20 protein-coding genes are annotated in these 21,154 nt (G+C 74.0%); 15 read left to right on the forward strand and 5 right to left on the reverse strand.

Going from position 1 to position 21,154, the window contains the following annotated elements; genetic code table 11:
• Positions 1–12 precede the first annotated feature (12 nt).
• Positions 13–801, forward strand: coding sequence for an ABC transporter permease (locus Plo01_RS00280; protein WP_203888384.1), 789 nt, complete (start codon positions 13–15; stop codon positions 799–801).
• 4 nt (positions 802–805) lie between these two features.
• Complete coding sequence (locus Plo01_RS00285) at positions 806–1,570, forward strand: ABC transporter ATP-binding protein (RefSeq protein WP_203888385.1); 765 nt, start codon at positions 806–808, stop codon at positions 1,568–1,570.
• On the opposite strand, the gene Plo01_RS00290 is transcribed toward Plo01_RS00285, so the two are convergent.
• The gene (locus tag Plo01_RS00290; protein WP_239315708.1) at positions 1,543–2,124 is read right to left on the reverse strand and encodes a winged helix DNA-binding protein; all 582 of its coding nucleotides are present in this window, start codon (positions 2,122–2,124) and stop codon (positions 1,543–1,545) included. The genes Plo01_RS00285 and Plo01_RS00290 overlap by 28 nt on opposite strands.
• An 83-nt stretch (positions 2,125–2,207) precedes the next feature.
• Between Plo01_RS00290 and Plo01_RS00295 the strand changes: the two genes are divergently transcribed.
• Positions 2,208–4,532: an LLM class flavin-dependent oxidoreductase gene (locus Plo01_RS00295; protein WP_203888386.1), complete on the forward strand. Its 2,325-nt coding sequence runs from the start codon at positions 2,208–2,210 to the stop codon at positions 4,530–4,532.
• Here the strand turns inward: Plo01_RS00295 and Plo01_RS00300 are convergent.
• Positions 4,526–5,020, reverse strand: coding sequence for a hypothetical protein (locus tag Plo01_RS00300; protein WP_203888387.1), 495 nt, complete (start codon positions 5,018–5,020; stop codon positions 4,526–4,528). The genes Plo01_RS00295 and Plo01_RS00300 overlap by 7 nt on opposite strands.
• A gap of 233 nt (positions 5,021–5,253) precedes the next feature.
• Between Plo01_RS00300 and Plo01_RS00305 the strand changes: the two genes are divergently transcribed.
• From Plo01_RS00305 to Plo01_RS00340, 8 genes are all read left to right on the forward strand, one after another.
• Positions 5,254–5,688, forward strand: coding sequence for a MarR family winged helix-turn-helix transcriptional regulator (locus tag Plo01_RS00305; RefSeq protein WP_203888388.1), 435 nt, complete (start codon positions 5,254–5,256; stop codon positions 5,686–5,688).
• A gap of 284 nt (positions 5,689–5,972) precedes the next feature.
• A complete protein-coding gene (locus Plo01_RS00310; RefSeq protein ID WP_203888389.1) occupies positions 5,973–6,416 on the forward strand; it encodes a hypothetical protein in 444 nt (147 codons plus the stop codon).
• On the forward strand, positions 6,413–6,691 hold the full coding sequence (locus tag Plo01_RS00315; protein ID WP_203888390.1) for a DUF3817 domain-containing protein: 279 nt from the start codon (positions 6,413–6,415) through the stop codon (positions 6,689–6,691). Before Plo01_RS00310 ends, Plo01_RS00315 begins: the two co-directional genes overlap by 4 nt.
• Positions 6,691–7,362 carry an HD domain-containing protein gene (locus Plo01_RS00320; RefSeq protein WP_203888391.1) on the forward strand — a complete coding sequence of 224 codons (672 nt, stop codon included), beginning with the start codon at positions 6,691–6,693 and terminating at the stop codon, positions 7,360–7,362. Before Plo01_RS00315 ends, Plo01_RS00320 begins: the two co-directional genes overlap by 1 nt.
• 178 nt (positions 7,363–7,540) lie before the next feature.
• Positions 7,541–8,419 (forward strand): Cof-type HAD-IIB family hydrolase, encoded by an 879-nt coding sequence (locus tag Plo01_RS00325; protein ID WP_203888392.1) that lies wholly within the window; start codon positions 7,541–7,543, stop codon positions 8,417–8,419.
• A gap of 164 nt (positions 8,420–8,583) precedes the next feature.
• Positions 8,584–9,132: an MFS transporter gene (locus Plo01_RS00330; protein WP_239315709.1), complete on the forward strand. Its 549-nt coding sequence runs from the start codon at positions 8,584–8,586 to the stop codon at positions 9,130–9,132.
• A 91-nt stretch (positions 9,133–9,223) separates the two neighbouring features.
• Positions 9,224–10,042, forward strand: coding sequence for a YcnI family copper-binding membrane protein (locus Plo01_RS00335; RefSeq protein WP_203888394.1), 819 nt, complete (start codon positions 9,224–9,226; stop codon positions 10,040–10,042).
• Between the two features lie 218 nt (positions 10,043–10,260).
• Positions 10,261–11,634, forward strand: a complete 1,374-nt coding sequence (locus tag Plo01_RS00340; RefSeq protein ID WP_203888395.1) for an alpha/beta hydrolase — start codon at positions 10,261–10,263, stop codon at positions 11,632–11,634.
• A 210-nt stretch (positions 11,635–11,844) separates the two neighbouring features.
• Here Plo01_RS00340 and Plo01_RS00345 read toward each other — a convergent pair whose 3' ends face one another.
• From Plo01_RS00345 to Plo01_RS00355, 3 genes are all read right to left on the reverse strand, one after another.
• Entirely contained in the window at positions 11,845–12,738 is an 894-nt protein-coding gene (locus Plo01_RS00345; RefSeq protein WP_239315710.1) for a DUF2705 family protein, read from the reverse strand.
• Positions 12,739–12,979: 241 nt separating this feature from the next.
• Positions 12,980–13,933 carry an ABC transporter ATP-binding protein gene (locus Plo01_RS00350; RefSeq protein WP_203888396.1) on the reverse strand — a complete coding sequence of 318 codons (954 nt, stop codon included), beginning with the start codon at positions 13,931–13,933 and terminating at the stop codon, positions 12,980–12,982.
• Positions 13,933–15,093: a LolA family protein gene (locus Plo01_RS00355; protein ID WP_239315711.1), complete on the reverse strand. Its 1,161-nt coding sequence runs from the start codon at positions 15,091–15,093 to the stop codon at positions 13,933–13,935. Before Plo01_RS00355 ends, Plo01_RS00350 begins: the two co-directional genes overlap by 1 nt.
• 209 nt (positions 15,094–15,302) lie before the next feature.
• On the opposite strand from Plo01_RS00355, the gene Plo01_RS00360 reads away from it, so the two are divergent.
• The 4 genes from Plo01_RS00360 (at position 15,303) to Plo01_RS40795 (ending at position 21,084) form a co-directional block, all read left to right on the forward strand.
• Complete coding sequence (locus tag Plo01_RS00360) at positions 15,303–15,977, forward strand: response regulator transcription factor (RefSeq protein ID WP_203888398.1); 675 nt, start codon at positions 15,303–15,305, stop codon at positions 15,975–15,977.
• Complete coding sequence (locus Plo01_RS00365; RefSeq protein ID WP_203888399.1) at positions 15,967–17,502, forward strand: sensor histidine kinase; 1,536 nt, start codon at positions 15,967–15,969, stop codon at positions 17,500–17,502. The genes Plo01_RS00360 and Plo01_RS00365 overlap by 11 nt, the downstream gene beginning before the upstream one ends.
• A 177-nt stretch (positions 17,503–17,679) precedes the next feature.
• The gene (locus Plo01_RS00370; protein WP_203888400.1) at positions 17,680–19,098 is read left to right on the forward strand and encodes a pyridoxal phosphate-dependent decarboxylase family protein; all 1,419 of its coding nucleotides are present in this window, start codon (positions 17,680–17,682) and stop codon (positions 19,096–19,098) included.
• Positions 19,099–19,311: 213 nt separating this feature from the next.
• On the forward strand, positions 19,312–21,084 hold the full coding sequence (locus tag Plo01_RS40795) for a S8 family peptidase (RefSeq protein ID WP_203888401.1): 1,773 nt from the start codon (positions 19,312–19,314) through the stop codon (positions 21,082–21,084).
• Positions 21,085–21,154 lie beyond the last annotated feature (70 nt).

Consider the following 21,154-nt stretch of genomic DNA (forward strand, 5'->3'; position numbering starts at 1 on the left):
GGGAGGCCGCCCGTGGTTAGGACCTACCTCCTGCTCGCCTGGACCTGGCTGCGCGCCTCGGCGCAGTACCCGATCCCGATGATCACAATGGCTCTCGGCTCGTTCGTGCTGAACGGGCTGGACGTCGCGGCGATCTGGGTGATCTTCGAGCACACCGACGCGCTGGGCGGCTTCGGGCTCGCCGAGGTCATGTTCCTGTACGGCGCCGCGGGCGTCTCCTTCGCCCTGGCCGACATGCTGTTCGGCAACGTCGACCGGCTCAGCCAGCACATCCGGGCCGGCACCTTCGACGCCGTGCTCATCCGCCCGGCGAGCGCGTTCGTGCAGATGACCACCGACCGGTTCGGCGTGCACCGGTTCGGCCGGATGGCCCAGGCCGCGGTGGTGCTCGGCATCGCCCTGCCCCAGCTGGACCTGGAGTGGGGCCGGGCGTGGATGATCCCGGTGATGATCGTGTGCGGGCTCGTCATCTTCACCTCGATCTTCACCCTCGGCGGCGCGCTGCAGTTCCTGCTGACCGACGCCCCCGAGGTGGCCAACGCCTTCACCTACGGCGGCAGCACCCTGACCCAGTACCCCCTGACCGTCTACGGCGGCGACCTCGTCAAGGCGGTGACGTTCATCGTCCCGCTGGCGTTCGTCAACTGGCAGCCCGGCCTGTACGTGCTGGACCGGGACGACCCCTTCGGCCTGCCGCACTGGCTGCGCTTCGCCGCGCCCGCCGCGGCGCTGATCCTCGCCCTGGCCGCCGCCCTCGCCTGGCGGGCCGGCATCCGCCGCTACCGTTCCACCGGGAGTTGACCGCATGATCGAAGTCGACCGCGTCGGCCGGTCCTTCACCGTCGGCCGGGGCCGGTCCCGGCGGACCGTGCACGCCGTACAGGACCTGTCGTTCACCATCGACGCCGGAGAGTTCGTCGGCTACCTCGGCCCCAACGGCGCGGGCAAGTCCACCACGATCAAGATGCTCACCGGCATCCTCGCGCCGACCTCCGGCCGGATCGAGGTGGCCGGGCTCGACCCCACGCGCCGCCGTACGGCCCTCGCCCGGCGCATCGGGGTGGTCTTCGGGCAGCGGACCACCCTGTGGTGGGACCTGCCGCTCAAGGACAGCTTCGACCTGATCCGACACCTTTACAAAGTAGATCGAGATGATTTCCGCCGGCGGCTCGCCGAGCTGACCGATCTCCTCGACCTCGGCGGCTTCATGAACACGCCGGTCCGGCAGCTGAGCCTGGGACAGCGCATGCGCGGCGACGTCACCGCCGCCCTCCTGCACGACCCGGCCGTCCTGGTCCTCGACGAGCCCACCATCGGCCTGGACGTGGTGAGCAAGGCCGCGATGCGCGCCTTCCTCGGCAGGCTCAACGCCGAGCGCGGCACCACGGTGCTGCTCACCACCCACGACCTCGGCGACATCGAGAAGCTCTGCCGGCGGGTCATGCTCATCCACCACGGCCGCCTCGGCTTCGACGGCACCCTCGACGACCTGCGGGCCACCGCCCCCGGCGAGGACTCCATCGAGGACGTCGTCACCCACCTCTACACGGCCTCGCCCGCCGACCGCTGAGCCCGGTCCTTCTCCATCTCCGCGCGGACGGCCCCGCAGTCGGGATCCGTCTCGGCGGCCCGCTCGAGCCGCTCGGACAGCAGGGCGGCGGCCTCCGCGAGGTGCGCCAGGCGTTCGGCGCCGAGGGTCTCCAGTACGAGGACCCGCACGGACTCCTCCCGGACGCGCCGGGCGCGCTCGGCCGCCTCACGGCCGGCGGCGGTGAGGACGACGTCCCAGCCCCGCGCGTCCTCGGCGCACGTGTGCCGCTCCAGCAGGCCGCGGGCGCCCATGCGGGCGGCCTGGTGCGACAGGCGGCTCTTCTCCCACTGCAACGACCAGCGCAGTTCCAGCGCCCGCATGCGCCCCCGCGGGGCGTCCAGGAGCACGTCGAGGATCTGGTAGTCGGCCTCGGACAGGCCGGTGGCGCGCGTGAGCTCGCGTGCCAGGTGGGCGGCCAGCCGGGCGTGGACGGCCGTGTGACTCCGCCAGGCGTCCATCGCCGTCGCGGGGCCGGTCGCCGTCGCGGGGCCGGTCGGCGCCGTCGGGTCGGTCGATGGCGGGCGCGAGGTCATGGCTCCACCCTACGGCACGGATGGTTGATACGTCACCAAACAAGGTATGGTTGATACGTCTACTACTTTTGACGGAGGACCCCATGCCCGACTACGGCCACGATCTGCGGTTCGGGTCGTTCATCACGCCTCAGAACCGCCGCCCGGACGCGGTGACCGAGCTGGCCCTCCTGAGCGAGCGGGCCGGCCTGGACCTGGTCACCTTCCAGGACCACCCCTACCAGCCCGGCTTCCTGGACACCTGGACGCTGCTGAGCTGGGTGGCCGCCCGGACCGAGCGCGTCCACCTGGCCGGCAACGTCCTCAACCTGCCGCTGCGGAACCCGGCCGTGCTGGCGCGCTCGGTGGCCAGCCTCGACCTGCTCTCGGGCGGGCGGATCGAGCTCGGCCTGGGAGCGGGGGCGTTCTGGGACGCGATCGAGGCCATGGGCGGCCGCCGGCTCACTCCGGGGCAGAGCATCGAGGCGCTCGGCGAGGCCATCGACGTCATCCGCGGCCTCTGGGACGCCGGCGAGCGCCGCCTGCTGCGCGTGGACGGCGCCCACCACCCGGTCAACGGGGCCAAGCGGGGCCCCGCGCCCGCGCACGACGTGCCGATCTGGCTGGGCGCGTACAAGCCGCGGATGTTGCGCCTGGTCGGTGCCAAGGCCGACGGCTGGCTGCCCAGCCTCGGCTACCTCCAGCCGGAGGACATCCCCGCCGGCAACAAGGTCATCGACGAGGCGGCCGGGGAGGCGGGGCGCGACCCGCGCGAGATCCGCCGCCTGCTCAACCTCGTGGGCGGGGACTTCGAGGCCTCCGGCCGGGGGCTGCTGCAGGGGCCGCCCGCCCGGTGGGTGGAGCAGCTGCTCCCCCTCGCGCTGGAGGACGGCGTCAGCACGTTCATCCTCGGCTCCGACGATCCGCGGGCCATCCAGACCTTCGCCGGGGAGGTCGCCCCCGCCCTGCGCGAGGCCGTGGCCGCCGGGCGGGCCCCCTCGGGAACCGGCGCCGGCACGGCCTCCGTCCGCGCGCGCCCGGCCCGCGCGCTCTCGCTGCGGCGCGAGGGCATCGACTACGACGCGGTTCCCGCCTCCCTGGCCGCGACCGCGGTCGAGCCCGGCGACCGCGGCTACGACGACGCGCGCTCCACCTACGTGTGGCCCGGCTCACCCGGTCTGGTGCTGCGCCCGTCCACGCCGGGGCAGGTGGCCGAGGCGCTGACGTTCGCCCGGCGGCAGAACGTGCCGCTGGCGGTGCGCAGCGGCGGGCACGGCATCAGCGGGCGATCCACCAACGACGGCGGCATCGTCATCGACGTGGGCGCGATGAACGGAGTCGAGGTGATCGATCGCGAGCGGCGGCTGGTGCGCGTCGGGGCCGGCGCCCGCTGGGGCGAGGTGGCCGAGGCGCTGGCGCCGTACGGGCTGGCCATCAGCTCCGGCGACTACGGCGACGTGGGCGTCGGCGGCCTGGCGACCTCCGGCGGGCAGGGCTTCCTGGGCCGCTCCTACGGCCTGACCATCGACCACGTCGTGGGCGCCGAGGTCGTCCTGGCCGACGGGCGGGTCGTCCGCGCGGACGCCGGGAACCACCCCGACCTGTTCTGGGCCCTGCGCGGCGCGGGCGGCGACATCGGCGTCGTCACCTCCTTCGACATCGAGGCCGCCGAGGTGGGCGACGTCGTCTTCGCCGTCCTCGTGCACGACGCCTCGGACCTGGCGCCGTTCCTGGAGCGCTGGGGAACGCTGGTCGAGGGCAGCCCCCGGCGGCTGACGGCCTTCCTGTCGGCCTTCCCCGGCCAGGCGGGCGGGCAGGTCCTCGCGCAGACCGTCGCCGTGTGGGCCGGAGACGACACCGACGCCGCCGTCACGGCCATCGAGCCGTTCCTGGAGCTGGCCCCCGTGCTGCGGCAGCAGGCCCAGCTGGCCCCCTACGCCGCGATCGTCGCGCCGCACCGCAACCGCCACTCCGGCGGCCAGGCCCAGCTGCGCAGCCGTTCCGCGCTGGTCGACCACATCGACGGCGCCGTCTCGGCCGCGGTGGCCGGCATGTTCGCGGCCGGCGACGTCGCCATGTTCCAGATCCGATCGGTCGGCGGAGCGGTCAACGACACCGCCCCGGACGCCACCGCCTACGCCCACCGCACCCAGAACTTCTCCCTGTCCGCGGTGGCCGGCGAGTCACGGCGGGCGGAGGCCGACCTGGCGTGGGAGCGGCTCGGCGTGAACGCGATCTACCCGAACTTCGAGTCCCACGGTGACGAGGACCTGCCGGCCAGAGCGTTCCCGCCGGACACGCTGCGGCGGCTCCGGCAGGTCAAGGCCGCCTACGACCCGCACAACGTCTTCCGGCACAACGTCTTCCGCAACGGCTTCCCCGTCGCCCCGGCGGCGGACGGTGAGGCCCGGCGGGAGAACGATCAGTAGTAGGCCGGGTCGCCGGACTCCTCTTCGTACTCGTCGTCGGAGCTCCGGGCCCGCCCGGCCCACCGGGAGGGCATCAGCACCGGGACGAAGAGGGCGACGCCGAGCATGGCGTAGACCCCGCTGCTGAGCAGGACGCCCATGCCCACGGGCGCCGTGTCGAGCGAGGCGTGGATCGTGGGCACCTCCGCCGCGATGCTCATCGCCCGGCTCGCGTCGAGGACGTAGATCACGGTCCAGGCGAGCAGGACCATCGACGGGACGAACCCGGCCAGCGGGGAGACCCGGCCGGCGATCAGCAGGCCGAGGAGGAGCCCGATCACGACCATGACGCCCAGGGCGATCCAGGTCTGCGTGGTGGAGTCGGGAAGGGACTGGCCGGTCGCGCCGGGCAGGGGCCGTCCGAGGGTGGTCACAGCCGCCCAGCCTCCGCCGAGGAGCAGGACCGCCGCCATCATCAGTCCGACGAGCAGCCCCAGGAAATGCCGCATCGCTACCACCCCGACCTCGTGTGCTTTCGCGGTTGCGGCAACCATAGCGACATATGTCATAAAGCGGCAGGCATCGTGCACCTTTGGGCCTGACCCGAACGCCCTCACCCCGAACGCCGGCCCCTCCGCATTCCCCGCCTCCCCGCGAGGGCGCGGCGGCGCCCGTCGGACGCGCGACGGGCGTCGGACGTCGGGCTCCGGAGCATCCGGGACCGGTGCGGGAGACTGGGGCGGTGACCATCGACAACGCCCCTCCCGCGTGGAGCACCTCCATCATCGTGCTGACCCTGGCGCGGCAGGTCGAGACCGAGCTGAACGCCGCGCTCGCGCCGCTTGACCTCACCGTCAGCAGGCTGGGGCTGCTCGGTCACATCGCCGGCGTGCCCGGGGCCTCCTTCAGCGACCTGGCACGCATGTCGGGCATCACCGTCCAGACCGTGCACTCCGCGGTGAAGACGCTGGCGAAGGCCGGGCTCGTGCGGGACCGCACCGCACGGGCCGGGGCGGCGTCGGCGATCGAGGTGACCCCCGAGGGGGCCCGTCTGCTGGAGGCGGCCGGGAAGGCGATCGCGCAGGTCGACGACCGGCTCTTCGGCCCGCAGGCGGACCCGATCCGCCAGCGCGTGGGCCGGGCCCTGCGGACCGCCTTCCACGACGAGGACGCGTGAAGACGCATGACGTTCCACACCGAGGACCGCCCGGCTTCCCCTCATGGAACCACGTGACACTCCGTCGCGGAGCCGCATGAGGACGCCCGGCTTCCCGTCGCGGAGCCACGTGACGGTCCATCGCGGAGCCGCACAACACTTCATCGCGGAGCCGCATGGCCCGGGGTTCGCGGCGGAGCCGCGGGGCCTGAGGAGCTGAGGTTCCGGCAGATCTCCGCACCCGGCTTTCAGGGCGCCTGAAGCTTCCATTACGCTTCAGGCACCCTGAAGGTTGAGGAGATCCCATGGACCATGCCCTGCTGTCGGTGCACGTGCTCGCCGCCATCGTCTTCGTCGGCGGCTCGGCCGTCGCGACCAGCCTGTTCCCCCGATACGCGCCCCTCGCCCCGGAAACCGGCACGGGTGAGCGGAGCGCGTCCGTGGCCGCCGCCCTGCACCGCATCACCGGCGGTTACGCGGCGGCCGGCCTCATCGTCCCGGCCGCCGGGATCGCCCTGGCCGTCGCGCAGGATCGGATGGGAGAGATCTGGATCACCGTGTCGATGGTCCTCACCGCTCTCGCGGGCCTGCTGCTGGCCACGCAGATCCACCCGCGCCAGAGGCGGGCGCTCGCCGCCCCGGGCGACGGCCGGGCGCTGCGGACGCTGAGCATGCTCGCCGGCGTCTACAACCTGGTGTGGGCGACCGTCGTGGTCCTCATGATCGTCCGGCCGGGGTCGGCGGCGTGACCGCGCTTCGCGTCCTGCGGATCGCGGCCGCCGCCGAGGCCGTCTCCATCGCCGTCCTGCTCGCCAACCTGCTCACGGTCCACGCCGAGGCGGTCACGAGCGCCGCCGGCCCGCTGCACGGACTCGCCTACGTGACCGTCGTCGCGGCCGCGTCGACGGCGCGGGCCGCCACCGGCGTGCGCCGGCGCGCTCTCCTGCCGGGCGTCGGCGGGCTCCTCGCTCTCCGCCGGCTGCGATCCCGGCCCTCATCCCGCACCGACCGGAAGGACATCTGATGGACGCCTACCCCGACCTGCCTTTCCCCCGCACCGACCTCGCCCTGAGCGCCATGCGCTTCGCCCGGGACATCGAGGATCCGGCGATCTTCAACCACAGCATGCGCACCTACCTGTTCGGCCGGTGCATCGGTGAGCAGCAGGGCCTGCGGCCCGATCTCGACTACGACGACGAGCTGCTGTTCCTGGGCTGCGTCCTGCACGACGCCGGACTCAGCGACCCGGGCGACGGCGAGAATCGCTTCGACGTCGACGGCGCCGACCTCGCCGCCCGTTTCCTCGGCGAACAGGGGGTGTCCCCGGAGAGAGTCGAGGTCGTGTGGGATGCGATAGCCCTGCACCTGTTCCATGAGGTCGCCCTGCGCAAGCGGCCCGAGATCGCCCTGGTGACGGCCGGGGCCGGGTTCGACCTCGGCGCCGACGGGCCGTACACCCTCCCGGCCGGGTACGCCGACCGCGTCCACGCGGCGCTGCCCCGCCTGCACGCCGCGGCCGTGCTGTTCGACTCGATCGCCCGACAGGCGCTCGCCAAGCCGCACAAGGCCCCGCCGTACACCATGCCCGGCGAGTTCCTCCGCCAGCGCACCGGCCGGGACTGGCCGACCTGGCGGCAGCTGATGACCCAGCCGACCGGCTGGCACGACTACGACGGCTACCCCCCGGCCGGATGAACGCTCCCCCGTCCGGTCGCCGGTGTGAGGGCGCGGCCGATCACCCCTCCGGGGAGGGGCCGCCGGAGTCGCGGGCGGCGCCGCGTGGCGGAAGGTCCGGGGAAACCCGCGTGCGACGCGGGGAGCCGCCGCAAGTAGCATGCGGAGACCCGTCACCACCCCTGGGGGAACCCCTCTGATGCACCACGGCACCGCGCCCGCCCGGCCCCTGACCGCCGACCGGACGGACATGCCGGCCGACATCCGGCTGATCGTCACCGACATGGACGGCACGCTCCTCGACGACGACGGGCGGATCCCCCCGGACCTGTGGCCCCTGCTGGACCGGCTGCGCGATCGCGGCGTGCTGTTCTGCCCCGCCAGCGGCCGGCAGTACGCCTCGCTGGCCGTGCAGTTCAAGGACGTCCTCGACGGGACGGTCTTCATCGCGGAGAACGGCGCCTTCGTCGTCCGGGACGGCCGGGAGATCAGCTCCGACCTGCTGGAGCCGCCGTTCGTCCGCGACGTCGTGGCGGCCGCGCGCGACCTCGCCGCGGGCGGAGTGGACGTCGGCGCCGTCGTCTGCGGCAAACGCACCGCCTACGTGGAGCGCACCGACCCGGCCTTCCTGGCCGAGGCCGTCAAGTACTACGCCCTCCTCACTCCGGTGGACGACCTCGCCGCCGTCGACGACGAGATCATCAAGATCGCGCTGTTCGACTTCGGCACGGCCGAGCACAGCACGGCCCCGGCGCTGCGGCCGTTCGCCGCGACCCACCAGGTGGTGGTCTCCGGCGAGCATTGGGTGGACGTCATGCACGCCGGCACCGGCAAGGGCGCGGCCGTGCGGCGGCTCCAGGAGGAGCTGGGCGTCACGCCCGCGCAGACCATGGTCTTCGGCGACTACCTCAACGACCTGGAGATGCTCGACGCCGCCGAGTGGTCCTTCGCGATGGCCAACGCCCACCCGGAGGTGATCGCACGGGCCCGCTACCTCGCCGCCTCCAACAACGAGCACGGCGTCCTGCGCGCCATCGGCCGGGTCATGGGCCTGACCCCGCAGCCGCCGGTCGCCTGAACGCCTTCGCCCGGAACACCGGCGGCGCCCCGCCGTTCCGCCGGGAGTCCGGCCGGCCGGGCGTCCCGCCGGGCCGCCGTTCCCTCCGGGGTGGGCGGGCGCGGCAGGTGGAGCACGGGAGAGGGAATCCGCCGGGCGGGACTCGTGAGACGATGGGCGGCGTCATGCGTGCCCGTCTCCCGTTCCGTCTCCTGCGCTCGGCCGCCTTCTCGGCCGTCTGCGTGGCGCTCGCCGTCCTCGGCCACCGGGCCGCGGGCGGTCCGGGGCCGGAGCCGTGGGCGGTGGCCGCGGGAACGGCGGCGGTCGCGATCACGGCGACGGCGCTCGCCGGGCGTGAACGTTCGGCCACGGCCGTCAACGTCACCCTCGCCTGCCTCCAGCTGCTCCTGCACGAGCTGTTCGCCCTCGGCGGCCCGTCCGCGATCCTCCCGCACGGCCACGGGCAGGGACTCGGCGAGAGCCTGGGAATGATCCTGGCCCACCTCACCGCCACGCTGATCACCGGCTGGTGGCTGGCCCGGGGCGAGAGCGCGCTGTGGGCGCTGCTGCGCACGGCCGGCAACCGTCTCGGCGCGTCCTTCCGGCTCCTGGCGGCCCCCGCGGCGCCCCCGGCCGTGCGGCCGGTTCCCCCGCCCCGCGCCGCGGCCGTCCCCGCCCGGCGCCTTCTCCTCCACACCGTCAGCCGGCGCGGTCCTCCACTCCCCGCCGTCTGACGCCGTCACCTCACCGGAGCCGCCCCGCCGCGACCACCGGCGCCCGCGCGTTCCCGGTCGACCTCACCTGCCTTGAAGTGGAGAAACTCGCATGTCCCCGTCCCCCGTGTCTTCCCTCTCGTCCCTCCCCGCGCCGTTCCGCCGCGCCGGCGTCGTCGCCGCGGGCGCCGCCGCCCTCGTCCTCGGCCTGGCCTCGCCCGCCCTCGCCCACGTCACCGTCAACCCCGGCAGCGCCGAGCAGGGCGGCTTCACCAAGGTCGCCTTCCGGGTGCCGAACGAGCGCGACGACGCCTCGACGAACAAGCTGGAGGTCTTCCTCCCCACCGACCACCCGCTGGCGTTCGTCTCGGTCAAGCCGGTGCCCGGCTGGGAGGTCGAGGTGACGGAGAGCAAGCTCGACAAGCCCGTCACCACGGAATACGGCGAGCTCACCGAGGCCGTCACGAAGATCACCTGGTCCGGCGGGGAGATCGGGCCCGGCCAGTTCCAGGAGTTCGAGGTGTCGATGGGCATGCTGCCCGAGGACACCGACCACCTCGTCTTCCCCGCCACCCAGACCTACACCGGCGGCGAGGTGGTCAAGTGGGACGACGAGCCGGCCGCCGACGGCTCCGAGCCGGAGCGCCCGGCCCCGGTCCTGAAGCTGACGCCCGCCTCCGCCGAGAGCGGTCACGGCGGCGGCCACTCGTCCGCCTCCCCCGCCCCGGCCGCCGCGCAGGACGCGCCGTCGGTGACGCCGGTCGCGCACTCCGGGACGGCGTCCTCGGACGGCACCGCCCGGCTGCTGGGCGCCGGAGGTCTGCTCGCCGGACTGGCCGGCACCGTGGTCGGCGTGATCGGCCTGCGCCGCGGGAGCCGTACGGCCCAGCCCGGCCCGGCCGCGGACGACAACCCGGCCGCCCCGGCCTGAGGGCGGGTGATCCGGCCCTCCAGGCGTGAGGGCGGGTGATCCGGCCCTCCAGGCGTGAGGCCACGAGGCCCCGACCGGCCCTCCGGTTGTGAGGCCGCGAGGCCGCGCCGCCCCCGGCCGGCCCTGAGCATCGGGGACGGCCGGGGCGACGGTGAGGCATTACGCTGACCGTCTACGGGGGCACCGGAGATCCGGCCCGGAGAGGAGGGCCCGACGTGGTGAGTGGGCCCACCGGCCGCCCGGCCGGCACCCGGCCGGCCCCCGCCTCCCGGCGCGGACGCTTCTCGTCATCCCTCGCCTCCCGGCGCAGACGTGTCCTGTCGTCCCTCGTCTCCCGGCGTAGACGCTTCTCGTCATCCCTCGCCTCCCGGCACGGACACCTCCTGCCGCTCCACGCCCACCTGCGCGGACGCGTCCTGTCGGCGGTGCTCCTCGCCGCCGCGACGTCGTCGGTCGGGCTCTGCGCGCTCGCCGTGCTCGGCGCCTTCCTCCATGAGGTGCCCTACCTCGACCTGGCTGGGGCGCCCGTCTCGTCCGCGCGCCGGTTCGTGGTCGCGCTGTCGGCCGGAGGCTCCCTGGCGCTGTGCCTGTGGCTCCGGCGCCGCAGCCGCCTCACCGCCGCCGTGCTCGGCCTGGCCGTGCTGACCGCGACCGGCGCCTCGGTGATCACCGCTCGCATGACGGCCGCGGTCGAGCGCGCGGGCGCCGACATCAGCCTCGTCCAGAGCCTCGTCCACGTCGTCGGCGGCGGATCGGCGACGCCGTCCGCGCCGGACGCCGAGGCCGCCTACAGCACCTATCAGGGCCGGCCGCTGAAGCTGAGCGTCTACCGGCCGGCCGGTTCGACGACCGCCTCGCGCGCGCCCGTCCTGCTCTACGTCCACGGCGGCGGCTGGGTCGCCGGCTCGCGCGCTGACCGCAGCGACGACATGCGCTGGTTCGCCGACCGGGGCTGGCTGACGATCAGCCTCGACTACGGGCTGTCCGCCGAGGACCGGCATCTGTGGGACGTCGTCCACGGTCAGATCGGGTGCGCGCTCGCCTGGGTGGCGCGCAACGCCCACCGGTACGGCGGTGACGCGGCCAGGCTGTCCCTGACCGGCGACTCCGCCGGCGGCAACCTCGCCGTCAACACCGCCTACATGGCCGGGAACAAGACGCTGCGCGCCTCCTGCGCCGGCCCGGTCCCGGCCGTCGCCGCGGTGTCCGTCCTGTACCCGGTCCTGGACCCGGCGGGCTTCCACCGCAACGACGACCCGGCCTCCGGCGAGGCCGCCCGCAGGATGGCCGAGGCGTATACCGGCGGCTCGCCGCGGGAGTTTCCGCAGCGATACGCCGCCGTCTCCGCTTTCTCGCACCTCAGCGGCGCGGCGCCGGCCACCCTCGTGATCGTGGGTGAGGCCGACCGCCTCGTCCCGCCCGAGGGCGCCTACCGCTTCGCCGAACAGGCCCGCGCCCGAGGGGTGGACGTCGAGCTCGTCCGCGTGCCCCACGCCGGACATGTCTTCGACGGACCGGCGGGCAGCATCGGCCGGCAGGCCTACCGGCAGCTGACCGCCGCATGGCTCCGCGACCGCGGCCAGGCGCCCTGACCGCTCCGCCGCCCTGACCGCTCCGCCGCCCTGACCGCTCCGCCGCCCTGACCGCTCCGCCGCCCTGAGCGCTCCGCCGGCCGGGCCGGCGTCCGGCCGGCGGAGTTCGCCCGCGGTGACGGCGATGGCCCCGCGGCGGCGTTCCGCGGCGACGGCGGCGGCCCCGCGGCGGGCGTTCCGCGGGGCCGCCGGGGCGGCTCTCCGGACTTTTCAGGAGGTGATGTCCTTACCGCCGAAGCGGGCCCAGGCGATCGAGCCGAAGATCGCCGTGTAGGCGGCGAAGACGAGCAGGCCCTGGCCCATCTCCTCGGTCGCGACCGGGTCGCGCAGGACGCCGTCGAACCCGTTCCACCACTGCGTCAGCAGGTACGGGTGGAGCCAGGACAGCTGCGGGATCACGGAGAGGACCTGGACGACGATGACCGCCACCACCGTCGTGGCGATCGCGCCGATCGCCACCTCGGTCAGGGTGGACAGGGCCAGGGCGACCGCGGCCAGCGCGGCCATGCCCGCCGTGACGTAGAGCACGACCAGGCCGATCCTGAGCAGCCCCTCCATGAAGGGGATCGTCGTCCCCGACAGCAGGGTGATCGGCCCGATCGGGAACAGCGCCAGGCCGACCACCAGCGACGACACCGCGATCACGCTGACGGCCGCCAGGCAGAACAGGACCGCGTTGCCGTACTTGACGGCCAGCAGGCGTGTCCGGCCCGCCGGGGCGGTGAGCAGGTAGCGCAGCGTGCCGGCGCCCGCCTCACCGGCGATCGCGTCACCGGCCACCACCGCGACGGCCACCGGGAGCATGAGCTGGACCAGCACGGACAGCGCGGCGAAGGTGAGGAAGAGGCCGTTCCCGGTGATCTGAGCGAAGATCGCCCCGCCGTTCCCCGGCCCGTCGGCGCCCCCGGCCGTGAGCGGCTCGGCGAACAACCGCATCACGACGCCGATCAGCACCGGGATGAGCCCGAGCACGGCCAGCACGGCGACGTTGCGCGGCCGCCGGAAGGTCAGCCCGGCCTCCGAGCCGAGCATCCGCAGCCAGGCGCGCGCCGCCCCCGGCGGGCGGGAGGCGGGCGTCCGCTCCCCCGCCCCGGCGGGGATCACCGGTCGCCTCTCCGCGGCGGGAGCCCCCGGCACGCGGGCGGACCCGGCCTCGACTCCGCTTCCGGTTCCGGCGGAGACCGGCTCCGCCACGCGGGCGGATCCCGTCTCCCTTACGGCTCCCGTCCCGGTGGAATCCGACTGCGATACATGAGCGGGTCCCGCCTCGGTCACGACCCCCGTCCCGGTGGGAACCGGCTCCGATACACGAGCGGGTCCCATCTCCGTCGCGACTCCCGTCCCGTCAACCGTCGACATCGAAACCCTCCCCGGTCAGGCCCACAAACACGTCCTCCAGGCTCGGCCGCCGCACGGCCAGGCCGCGTACGGCGACGCCCGCGGCCACCAGCGCGGCGGTGACCCGCTCGGGCGCCTCCGCGCCCAGCTCGGCGGTGACCTCTCCATCCCCGGTCAGGACCCCGGTCAGCCCGAGCCCGGCCAGCACGGACGCCGCCTCGGCGGTGTCCGGGGTCTCCACCCGGACCACGGCCGCCTCCCCCGAGCTCAGCTCCCGCAGCTCGTCCAGGGACCCCTGGGCGACCAGGCGCCCGGTCCGCATGACGCCGACGTGCGTGCACATCTGCTCCACCTCGGCGAGCAGGTGGGAGGAGACGAACACGGTCGTGCCGTCGGCGGCGATCTCCTTCACCAGCGCCCGCACCTCGCGGGTGCCCTGCGGGTCCAGGCCGTTGGTCGGCTCGTCGAGGACCAGCAGTTCCCTCGGGCCGAGCAGCGCGGCGGCGATGGCCAGCCGCTGGCGCATGCCCAGCGAGTAGGCCCGGTACCGTTTGCGGGCCGCCGCGGACAGCCCGACCCGTTCCAGGGCGAGCGCGATCCGCCGGGCGGCGGTTCGCGGGTCGGCCGCCGGGTCGACGGCGTCGTAGCGGCGCAGGTTCGCCTCGCCCGACAGGTAGGGGTAGAACGCCGGCCCCTCGACCAGCGCGCCCACCCGGGGCAGCGCGGCCGGGATCCCGCCGGGCATCGGCGTGCCGAGCAGCTCCCAGGCGCCCCCGGTCGGGGTGACGAGGCCGAGCAGCATGCGGATCGTCGTGGTCTTCCCCGAGCCGTTCGGACCGAGGAAGCCGAAGACCGACCCGCGCGGCACGGACAGATGGAGATCGTCCACAGCCACCTGGCCGCCGCGGAACCGCTTGGTCAGCCCGCGGGTGACGATCGAGTGGTCTCCGGCTCCCGTCATCACCGTCCGGCCACCTCGACCAGCTTCTCCGGGGTGACCGCGCCGACGAGCAGGCGCCCGTCATCGGTCAGCAGGGCGGAGACCAGCTTGGTCCGGATGACCTTTCCGCTGCCCCACGGCCCGCTGACCGGTGCGGCGGACTCCAGCAGCGCGTCGGCCAGCGCGGTGGTCTCGCCGGGCCGGGCCTCCTGGCCGTCCTGCCCCTGGCCCTGGCCCTGGCCCTGGCCCTGAGTCTGGGCCTTGAGGTCCTCCTCGGAGAAGGGGATCACCGCGACCGTGGTCCAGCCCTTGCCGACGGTCCGCATGCCGTCCGCGAGTTCCGCGTTCTCCTCCTGCCGGGCCTCCATGCCGGCCTTCGCGTCCTTGGCGAGCTCGTCCAGCGACTGCTCCTTCACCGTGGCGCCGGCCGGCGGGGTGAAGGTGAAGTTCTCCGCGGCGGGCGGGGTGAAGCTCACCGAGGTGAAGCCGACCTCGAAGGCGGGCTCCGCCGCGCTCTTGGCGTAGACCTGGACCCGGAGCGGGACGAAGGTCTCCCCGTCGAGCGCCAGCTTGACCTCCTTGACCAGGGACGAGGCGTCCTTGGGGGCGAGGGTGAGCTGGTAGGCGTCGCGTCCGGCGACCTTCTCGCTGGACGACACCCCGACGGCGGTGTCGGCGTCGGCCTGCCGGAGCACCTCCTCGGCGATCTGCTGCGGCGTGGTCGCCGTGGGCAGGGCCTCGGGGTGATCGGGCGCGTCCTCCGTCTTCACGCTGCCCTTGATGCGGGTGGCCGTGCTGGAGTCGCTCTCCCACAGCCACGCCTGGTCACCGTTGACGATCAGGTCGGTCTCGCTCATCCGGCCGGGCAGCGCGAGGCGGAACTTGGTCTCGCCGCCGTACCAGACCTTCAGCTCGTGGGAGCCGGTGAGCAGGGTGGCGGGCGAGGTGCCGCCCATCCCCGACACCTGCGGCAGTCCCGGAACGCCGAGGGAGGCCGTCTGCAGGACCGTGCCCGACATGGGCCGCGGACCGGACTCGGCGGCCTTGAGCGCGTCGGCGAGCAGTTGCCCGGCGGTGCGCTCGGGCAGCACCGGGTCGCCCTGGACCGCGGCGATGACGGGCCCGGCTCCGATCGCCCCGGCCACCACCGCCACCGCGGCGACCGGCACGCCCCACCTCACGGCGCGGCTCCCGCGCGCCGTCCGCCGCGTTCGCTGCTGTGCTTCCTGTGGCATGTCACTCCTTAACGGTATGCCGTCAATCCCTTCCTCCAGCAGCCTGCGTGAGCGGTCCTGTGCCGGAGCTGAGACAGACTGAGAGGGCCCACAGACTTCTCAGCCGGTTCTCAGCCGGGCTGCCCGAAGATGGGGTGATCGGAAAGGGGGGCGGGATGCGGGTTCTCGTCGTGGAGGACGAACGGCGGATGGCCGCGGCGCTTCAGCGCGGGCTGCAGGCCGAGGGGTTCGCCGTGGACCTCGCGCACGACGGCGAGGAGGGCCTGCACCTGGCCAGGCAGGGCGACTACGACGTGGTCGTGCTGGACATCATGCTGCCCAGGCTCTCCGGCTACAACGTGTGCAAGCAGCTGCGCGCCGAGGAGAACTGGGTGCCGATCCTGATGTTGTCGGCCAAGGACGGCGAGTACGACATGGCCGACGGGCTCGATCTGGGCGCCGACGACTACCTCACCAAGCCGTTCTCCTACGTGGTGCTGGTGGCCCGGCTCCGGGCGCTGCTGCGACGCGGCGCGAACCGGCGTCCGGCCGTGCTGCGGGCCGGGGACCTGTCCCTGGACCCGGCCCGGCGGAAGGTCGCCAGGGGCGACACGCCGGTGGAGCTGACCCCCCGGGAGTTCGCGCTGCTGGAGTATCTGATGCGCCGCCACGACGAGGTGGTGTCCAAGAGCGAGATCCTGGAGCACGTCTGGGACACCTTCGACACCGATCCCAACGTGGTGGAGGTATACGTCGGCTACCTGCGCCGCAAGATCGACGTGCCGTTCTCCCGGACCGCGCTGCAGACGGTGCGGGGCGCCGGATACCGGCTGGCCGGCGATGGAGGCTGAACCGGACGCCGGGAACGGGCGCCCCGCTCCCGGGCTCCGTGCTCCCGGATGGCGGCGGACGGACACGGGCGCTCCCGGGCGCCGCGCTGCCAGGTGGTGGCGGAGGGACGCCGGCGCCCGCCGTACCGCCGGGTGGTGGCGGCGCAAGAGCCTGCGCTTCCGGCTGACCGCGGTCGCCTCGGCGGTGCTGGGCGTGGCGCTGGCCCTGTCGGCCTACGTGATGATCGACGTGCTCGGCCGGGCGCTGACCGCCACGATCGACGAGTCGGTCTACCAGCGGGCCAGGGAGATCGTCTCCCAGTCCGACGCCGGGCAGCTGCCGGCCGAGCTGACCTCCCCGGACGGCGTCCTGATCCAGGTGCTCGACTCCGCCGGGCGCATCACCCACGCCACCACCGGGACCGACCGGCTGGTGCCGCTGCTGAACACCGGGGAGCGGGCGAAGGCGGTCACGGCGAAGAAGGCGGACTTCCTGTACGGCGGGCCGTACGGCATCCCGCACCTGCTGCGCGTGCGGGTGCTCAGCGCGGACGGCGGGAGGACGGTGATCGCGGCCCGGCCCTTCAGCGAGGTCCAGACGAGCCTCACCACCGCCGGGAAGGTGCTCGTCGTCGGAACGCCCCTGCTGCTGGCGCTGCTCGCCGCGACCAGCTGGGTGATCATCGGCCGGACCCTGCGGCCCATCGCGGCGCTGCGCCGGGGGGCCGAGGAGATCACCGGCACCGCCCGCTCCCGCCGGTTGCCGGTCCCCGAGTCGCGCGACGAGGTGCACAGCCTGGCCACCACGCTCAACGCCATGCTGGACCGGCTGGAGCGGGCCGACGCCCGCCAGCGCTCCCTGGTCTCCGACGCCGCGCACGAGCTGCGCAGCCCGCTGGCCAGCATCAGGCTCCAGCTGGAGGTGGCGCTCGGCCACCCGGGCGGGCAGGACGACTGGCGGGAGACCGCCGAGGGCGTGCTGGAGGACACCACGCGCCTGACCCGCCTGGCCGAGGACCTGCTCGCGCTGGCCCGCCTGGACGAGCGCGGCGGCGCGCTCGCCCGCCGGGAGCCGGTCGAGCTGGACCAGCTGGCCGCGCAGACCGTCGAGCGGTACGGCAAGGCCGTCGTGCTCCGGATCGGCGACGACGCCCGGGCGGCCGGGAACGGCGTGAGGATCGACGGGACGGGCCCGGACGGCGCGATCGTGGTGGCCGGGGACGCGCTGGACCTGGGGCGGGTGCTGGTCAACCTGGTCGACAACGCGCTGCGGCACACCGCGTCCCCGGTCGTGGTGGCGCTGCGGGCGGAGGGCGCGGACGCCGTGCTGACCGTCACCGACGACGGGCCCGGCATCCCCGAGGCCGACCGGGAGCGGGTCTTCGACCGGTTCACCCGGCTGGACAGCGCGCGCAGCCGCGACGAGGGCGGGGCCGGGCTGGGGCTGGCGATCGTCCGCGAGACGGTCAACGCGCACGGCGGCGCGGTCCATCTGGAGGACGCCTCCCCGGGCCTGCGCGCGGTGGTGCGGCTCCCGCTGACCTGAGGCCTGCCCGTGTCCCGGCCCGATGCCCGCTACGCATACGCCTACGCGGTCTGCGCCGAACCGCCCGCCGGCCTGTCCCGGGGGCGTCCCGAGGTGATTGACTGGCCCGGCCGCGCCGCGTCGTCCGGCCCGCCCTCCCCCCGCGGCCCGCGGGAGCCGTACGTCCGAAGGAGTTCCATGAACCTGCCTGACAAGGGTCGTGACACCGGCGAGCTGCTGGCGGAGATCGCCCGGATGAAGGAGGCCGACCTGCCCGTGCGGGGCGGCAAGGTGACCGCGTACGTCTACGACACCGGCCGCCCGGAGGTGCACGAGGCGGCGGCGCGGGCCTACGCCGAGATGCTGGAGGTCAACACGCTCGACCCGACGGCGTTCCCCAGCGTGGTGGAGATGGAGCGGCAGGTGGTCGGCGCGGTCGCGGACCTCCTCGGCGGCGGGACCGGGATCTTCACCAGCGGCGGCACCGAGTCGATCATGCTGGCGGTGAAGGCGGCGCGCGACTCCCGCCCGGTTGCGGGCCGCCCCCGGATGGTCGTGCCGGTCACCGCGCACCCGGCCTTCCACAAGGCCGCGCACTATCTGGGAGTGGCGGTGGACGCGGCGCCGGTGGACCCGGTGACGTTCCGGGCGGACGCCGCGGCGACGGAGGCCGCGATCACCGATGACACGGTGCTGGTGGTCGTCTCGGCGCCCTCCTACCCGCAGGGCGTGGTGGACCCGGTCGGGCGGATCGCCGGGAGCGCCGCCGCGCGCGGCGTGCTCTGCCACGTGGACGCGTGCGTGGGCGGGTGGCTGCTGCCCTGGCTGCGCGAGGCCGGGGCCGAGGTGCCGCCGTTCGACCTGTCGGTGCCGGGGGTCACCTCGCTCTCCTGCGACCTGCACAAGTTCGGCTACTCCCCCAAGGGCGCCTCGGTGGTGCTCTTCGCCGACCCGGCGCTGCGCCGCGCGGCCTACTTCGCCTCGGCGTCGTGGCCCGGCTACACGGTGATCAACGCGACCGTGCAGAGCTCGAAGTCCGCCGGGCCGCTGGGCGGCGCGTGGGCCACCCTGCAGGCGCTGGGCCGCGAGGGGTACCTGGAGCTGGGCCGCGCCACCCTGGCGGCGGCCCACCGCCTGCGCGAGGGCGTCGCCGCGGTCCCGGGCCTGCGGCTGCTCGGCGCGCCGGAGTCGTCGCTGGTGGCCTTCGCCTCCGACGAGATCGACGTGTTCACGCTCTCGGACGAGGCCAGGAGGCGGGGCTGGTTCCTGCAGCCGCAGCTGTCCTACGCGGGCATCCCGGCCAACATCCACGTCACCGTCACCGGGGTGACCCTGCGCGGGGTGGAGGCGATGCTCCAGGTGATCGCCGAGTCGGCCGCGGCGGCCCGGGAGCGCGGGCCGGTGCGGCTGCCCGAGGGGCTGGTGGAGCTGGTGGCCGGACTGGATCTGGAGGCTCTGGACGACGCGGCCTTCGGCGAGCTGGCGGCCTCGGTCGGGGTGGACCTGAACGGTTCCGGGCAGCCGGAGATGGCGGTCGTCAACGCGGTGCTGGACGCGCTGCCCGCGGACCGGCGGGAGGCCGTCCTGATCCGCTTCCTCTCGGTGATCTACAGCTGAGCCCCCCCGCACGCTCTCGACATTCACGACATTTGCCACATATGGCACTGGCGCGGCGGAGACTCTGTCCGGAACAGAGTATGTAACAAATAGATTTACGCCTGTCACGATATTGCCGTAAACATGACGGCGGTTCACCATAGGGGCGCTCACCCTCCGCCCGGACGGCCCCACGAGGGCCCCGGGTCACCCCCCACCAGGAGGACCGTCATCATGAGCACTACCTCCGTCGTCCGATTAACCGGAATCACCGCCGCGGCGCTGGCGCTCGTCCTCGGGACGGCCCAGCCCTCGGCCGCCGACCCCGCGCCCGAGGGCGCGATCGCCGCCGCCGACAGCCCGGTCGCGGTCGCCGACAGCTACATCGTGGTCCTCAAGGGCCAGTTCACCCGGGCCGACCGGGAGCGCAAGGCCCAGGACGTCGCCGGCGCCGAGGGCGCCTCCGTGAGCGCCGTCTACCAGCGGGTCCTCAACGGCTTCGCGATGAAGGCGACCGAGGCGCAGGCCCGCGCCGTCGCCGCCCGCTCCGACGTCGCCTACGTCGAGCAGGACCAGGAGTTCAGCCTGATCGGGCAGCCCTCGCGGCAGCGCGTCGCGCAGGCCGTGGCGTCCTGGGGCCTGGACCGGATCGACCAGCGCAACCTTCCGCTGGACGGCAACTACACCCCGCCGAACAGCGGCTCGGGCGTGCGCGCCTACATCATCGACACCGGCATCCGGATCAGCCACACCGACTTCGGCGGGCGGGCGCAGAACGGCCGCGACGTCTACGACGACGACAACGACGTGGCCGACTGCAACGGCCACGGCACCCACGTCGCCGGCACGGTCGGCGGCGGCCAGTACGGCGTCGCCAAGGCCGTCACCCTCGTCGGCGTCCGGGTGTTCGGCTGCGGCAGCACCACCTCCACCTCGATCATCATCGAGGGCGTGGACTGGGTGACCGCCAACGCGGTCAAGCCCGCCGTGGCCAACATGAGCCTGGGCGGCGGCGCGAGCACCGCGCTGGACACCTCCGTGCGCAACTCCATCAACTCCGGCGTCGTCTACGCGCTGGCCGCGGGCAACGAGAACACCAACGCCTGCAACCGCTCCCCGGCCCGGGTCGCCGAGGCGATCACCGTGGGCGCGACCACCAACACCGACGCGCGCTCCTCCTTCTCCAACTACGGCACCTGCCTGGACCTGTTCGCCCCGGGATCGAGCATCACCTCGGCCTGGTACAACAGCGACACGGCCTCCAACACCATCAGCGGCACCTCGATGGCCTCCCCGCACGTCGCCGGGGCCGCGGCGCTGCTGCTGAACGCCAGCCCGTCGGCCACCCCGGCGCAGATCCGCGACACGATGGTCACCGCCGCCACCACCGGCGTGGTGACCAACCCCGGCACCGGCTCCCCCAACCGGCTGCTGTTCACCGGCGGGGGCGGCGGCGGTCCCGACCCGACCGTGGTCTACTCCGACGACTTCGAGGCCGCGCGCGGCTGGACCGTCAACCCGGGCGGCGCCGACACCGCGACCACGGGCCTCTTCGAGCGCGGCGACCCGGGCCAGACGACCAGCGGCGGCACGGTCACGCAGCCGGGCGCCACGCCCAGCGGGAGCAACGCGCTGGTCACCGGTGCCGCGGCCGGGGCGAGCGTGGGCGCGAACGACATCGACGGCGGCGTGACGAGCGCCCAGTCACCGACGATCACGCTTCCCGCGAGCGGCACGCTCACGCTGTCGTTCTCCTGGTACCTCGGTCACCTCAACAACGCCAGCAGCGCCGACTACATCCGCGTCCGCGTGGTCGGCACGACCACCACGACCGTGCTGGACCAGCGGGGCGCGGCCTCCACCCGCGCCGCCGCCTACGCGACCGCCACCGCGAACATCTCCGGCCACGCCGGCCAGACCGTGCGCATCGTGGTGGACGCCGCCGACGCCTCCGGCGCCAGCCTGGTCGAGGCCGGGCTCGACGATGTGAGGATCACCGCCCAGTGACGGCCCGATAGCGGCATCGGACCGGGTCACCCGCTCCCCCGGGGTGGCCCGGTCCTCCCGGGCGTCCCGT

The organism is Planobispora longispora, assembly GCF_016863135.1.
GTDB classification, from domain to species: domain Bacteria; phylum Actinomycetota; class Actinomycetes; order Streptosporangiales; family Streptosporangiaceae; genus Planobispora; species Planobispora longispora.

Coding starts and splice junctions, on each gene's coding strand:
- Plo01_RS00285 (WP_203888385.1), top strand. CDS start 806: ATGATCGAAGTCGACCGCGTCGGCCGGTCCTTCACCGTCGGCCGGGGC.
- Plo01_RS00290 (WP_239315708.1), bottom strand. CDS start 2,124: ATGACCTCGCGCCCGCCATCGACCGACCCGACGGCGCCGACCGGCCCC.
- Plo01_RS00295 (WP_203888386.1), top strand. CDS start 2,208: ATGCCCGACTACGGCCACGATCTGCGGTTCGGGTCGTTCATCACGCCT.
- Plo01_RS00300 (WP_203888387.1), bottom strand. CDS start 5,020: ATGCGGCATTTCCTGGGGCTGCTCGTCGGACTGATGATGGCGGCGGTC.
- Plo01_RS00310 (WP_203888389.1), top strand. CDS start 5,973: ATGGACCATGCCCTGCTGTCGGTGCACGTGCTCGCCGCCATCGTCTTC.
- Plo01_RS00320 (WP_203888391.1), top strand. CDS start 6,691: ATGGACGCCTACCCCGACCTGCCTTTCCCCCGCACCGACCTCGCCCTG.
- Plo01_RS00325 (WP_203888392.1), top strand. CDS start 7,541: ATGCACCACGGCACCGCGCCCGCCCGGCCCCTGACCGCCGACCGGACG.
- Plo01_RS00330 (WP_239315709.1), top strand. CDS start 8,584: ATGCGTGCCCGTCTCCCGTTCCGTCTCCTGCGCTCGGCCGCCTTCTCG.
- Plo01_RS00335 (WP_203888394.1), top strand. CDS start 9,224: ATGTCCCCGTCCCCCGTGTCTTCCCTCTCGTCCCTCCCCGCGCCGTTC.
- Plo01_RS00350 (WP_203888396.1), bottom strand. CDS start 13,933: ATGACGGGAGCCGGAGACCACTCGATCGTCACCCGCGGGCTGACCAAG.
- Plo01_RS00360 (WP_203888398.1), top strand. CDS start 15,303: ATGCGGGTTCTCGTCGTGGAGGACGAACGGCGGATGGCCGCGGCGCTT.
- Plo01_RS00365 (WP_203888399.1), top strand. CDS start 15,967: ATGGAGGCTGAACCGGACGCCGGGAACGGGCGCCCCGCTCCCGGGCTC.
- Plo01_RS00370 (WP_203888400.1), top strand. CDS start 17,680: ATGAACCTGCCTGACAAGGGTCGTGACACCGGCGAGCTGCTGGCGGAG.
- Plo01_RS40795 (WP_203888401.1), top strand. CDS start 19,312: ATGAGCACTACCTCCGTCGTCCGATTAACCGGAATCACCGCCGCGGCG.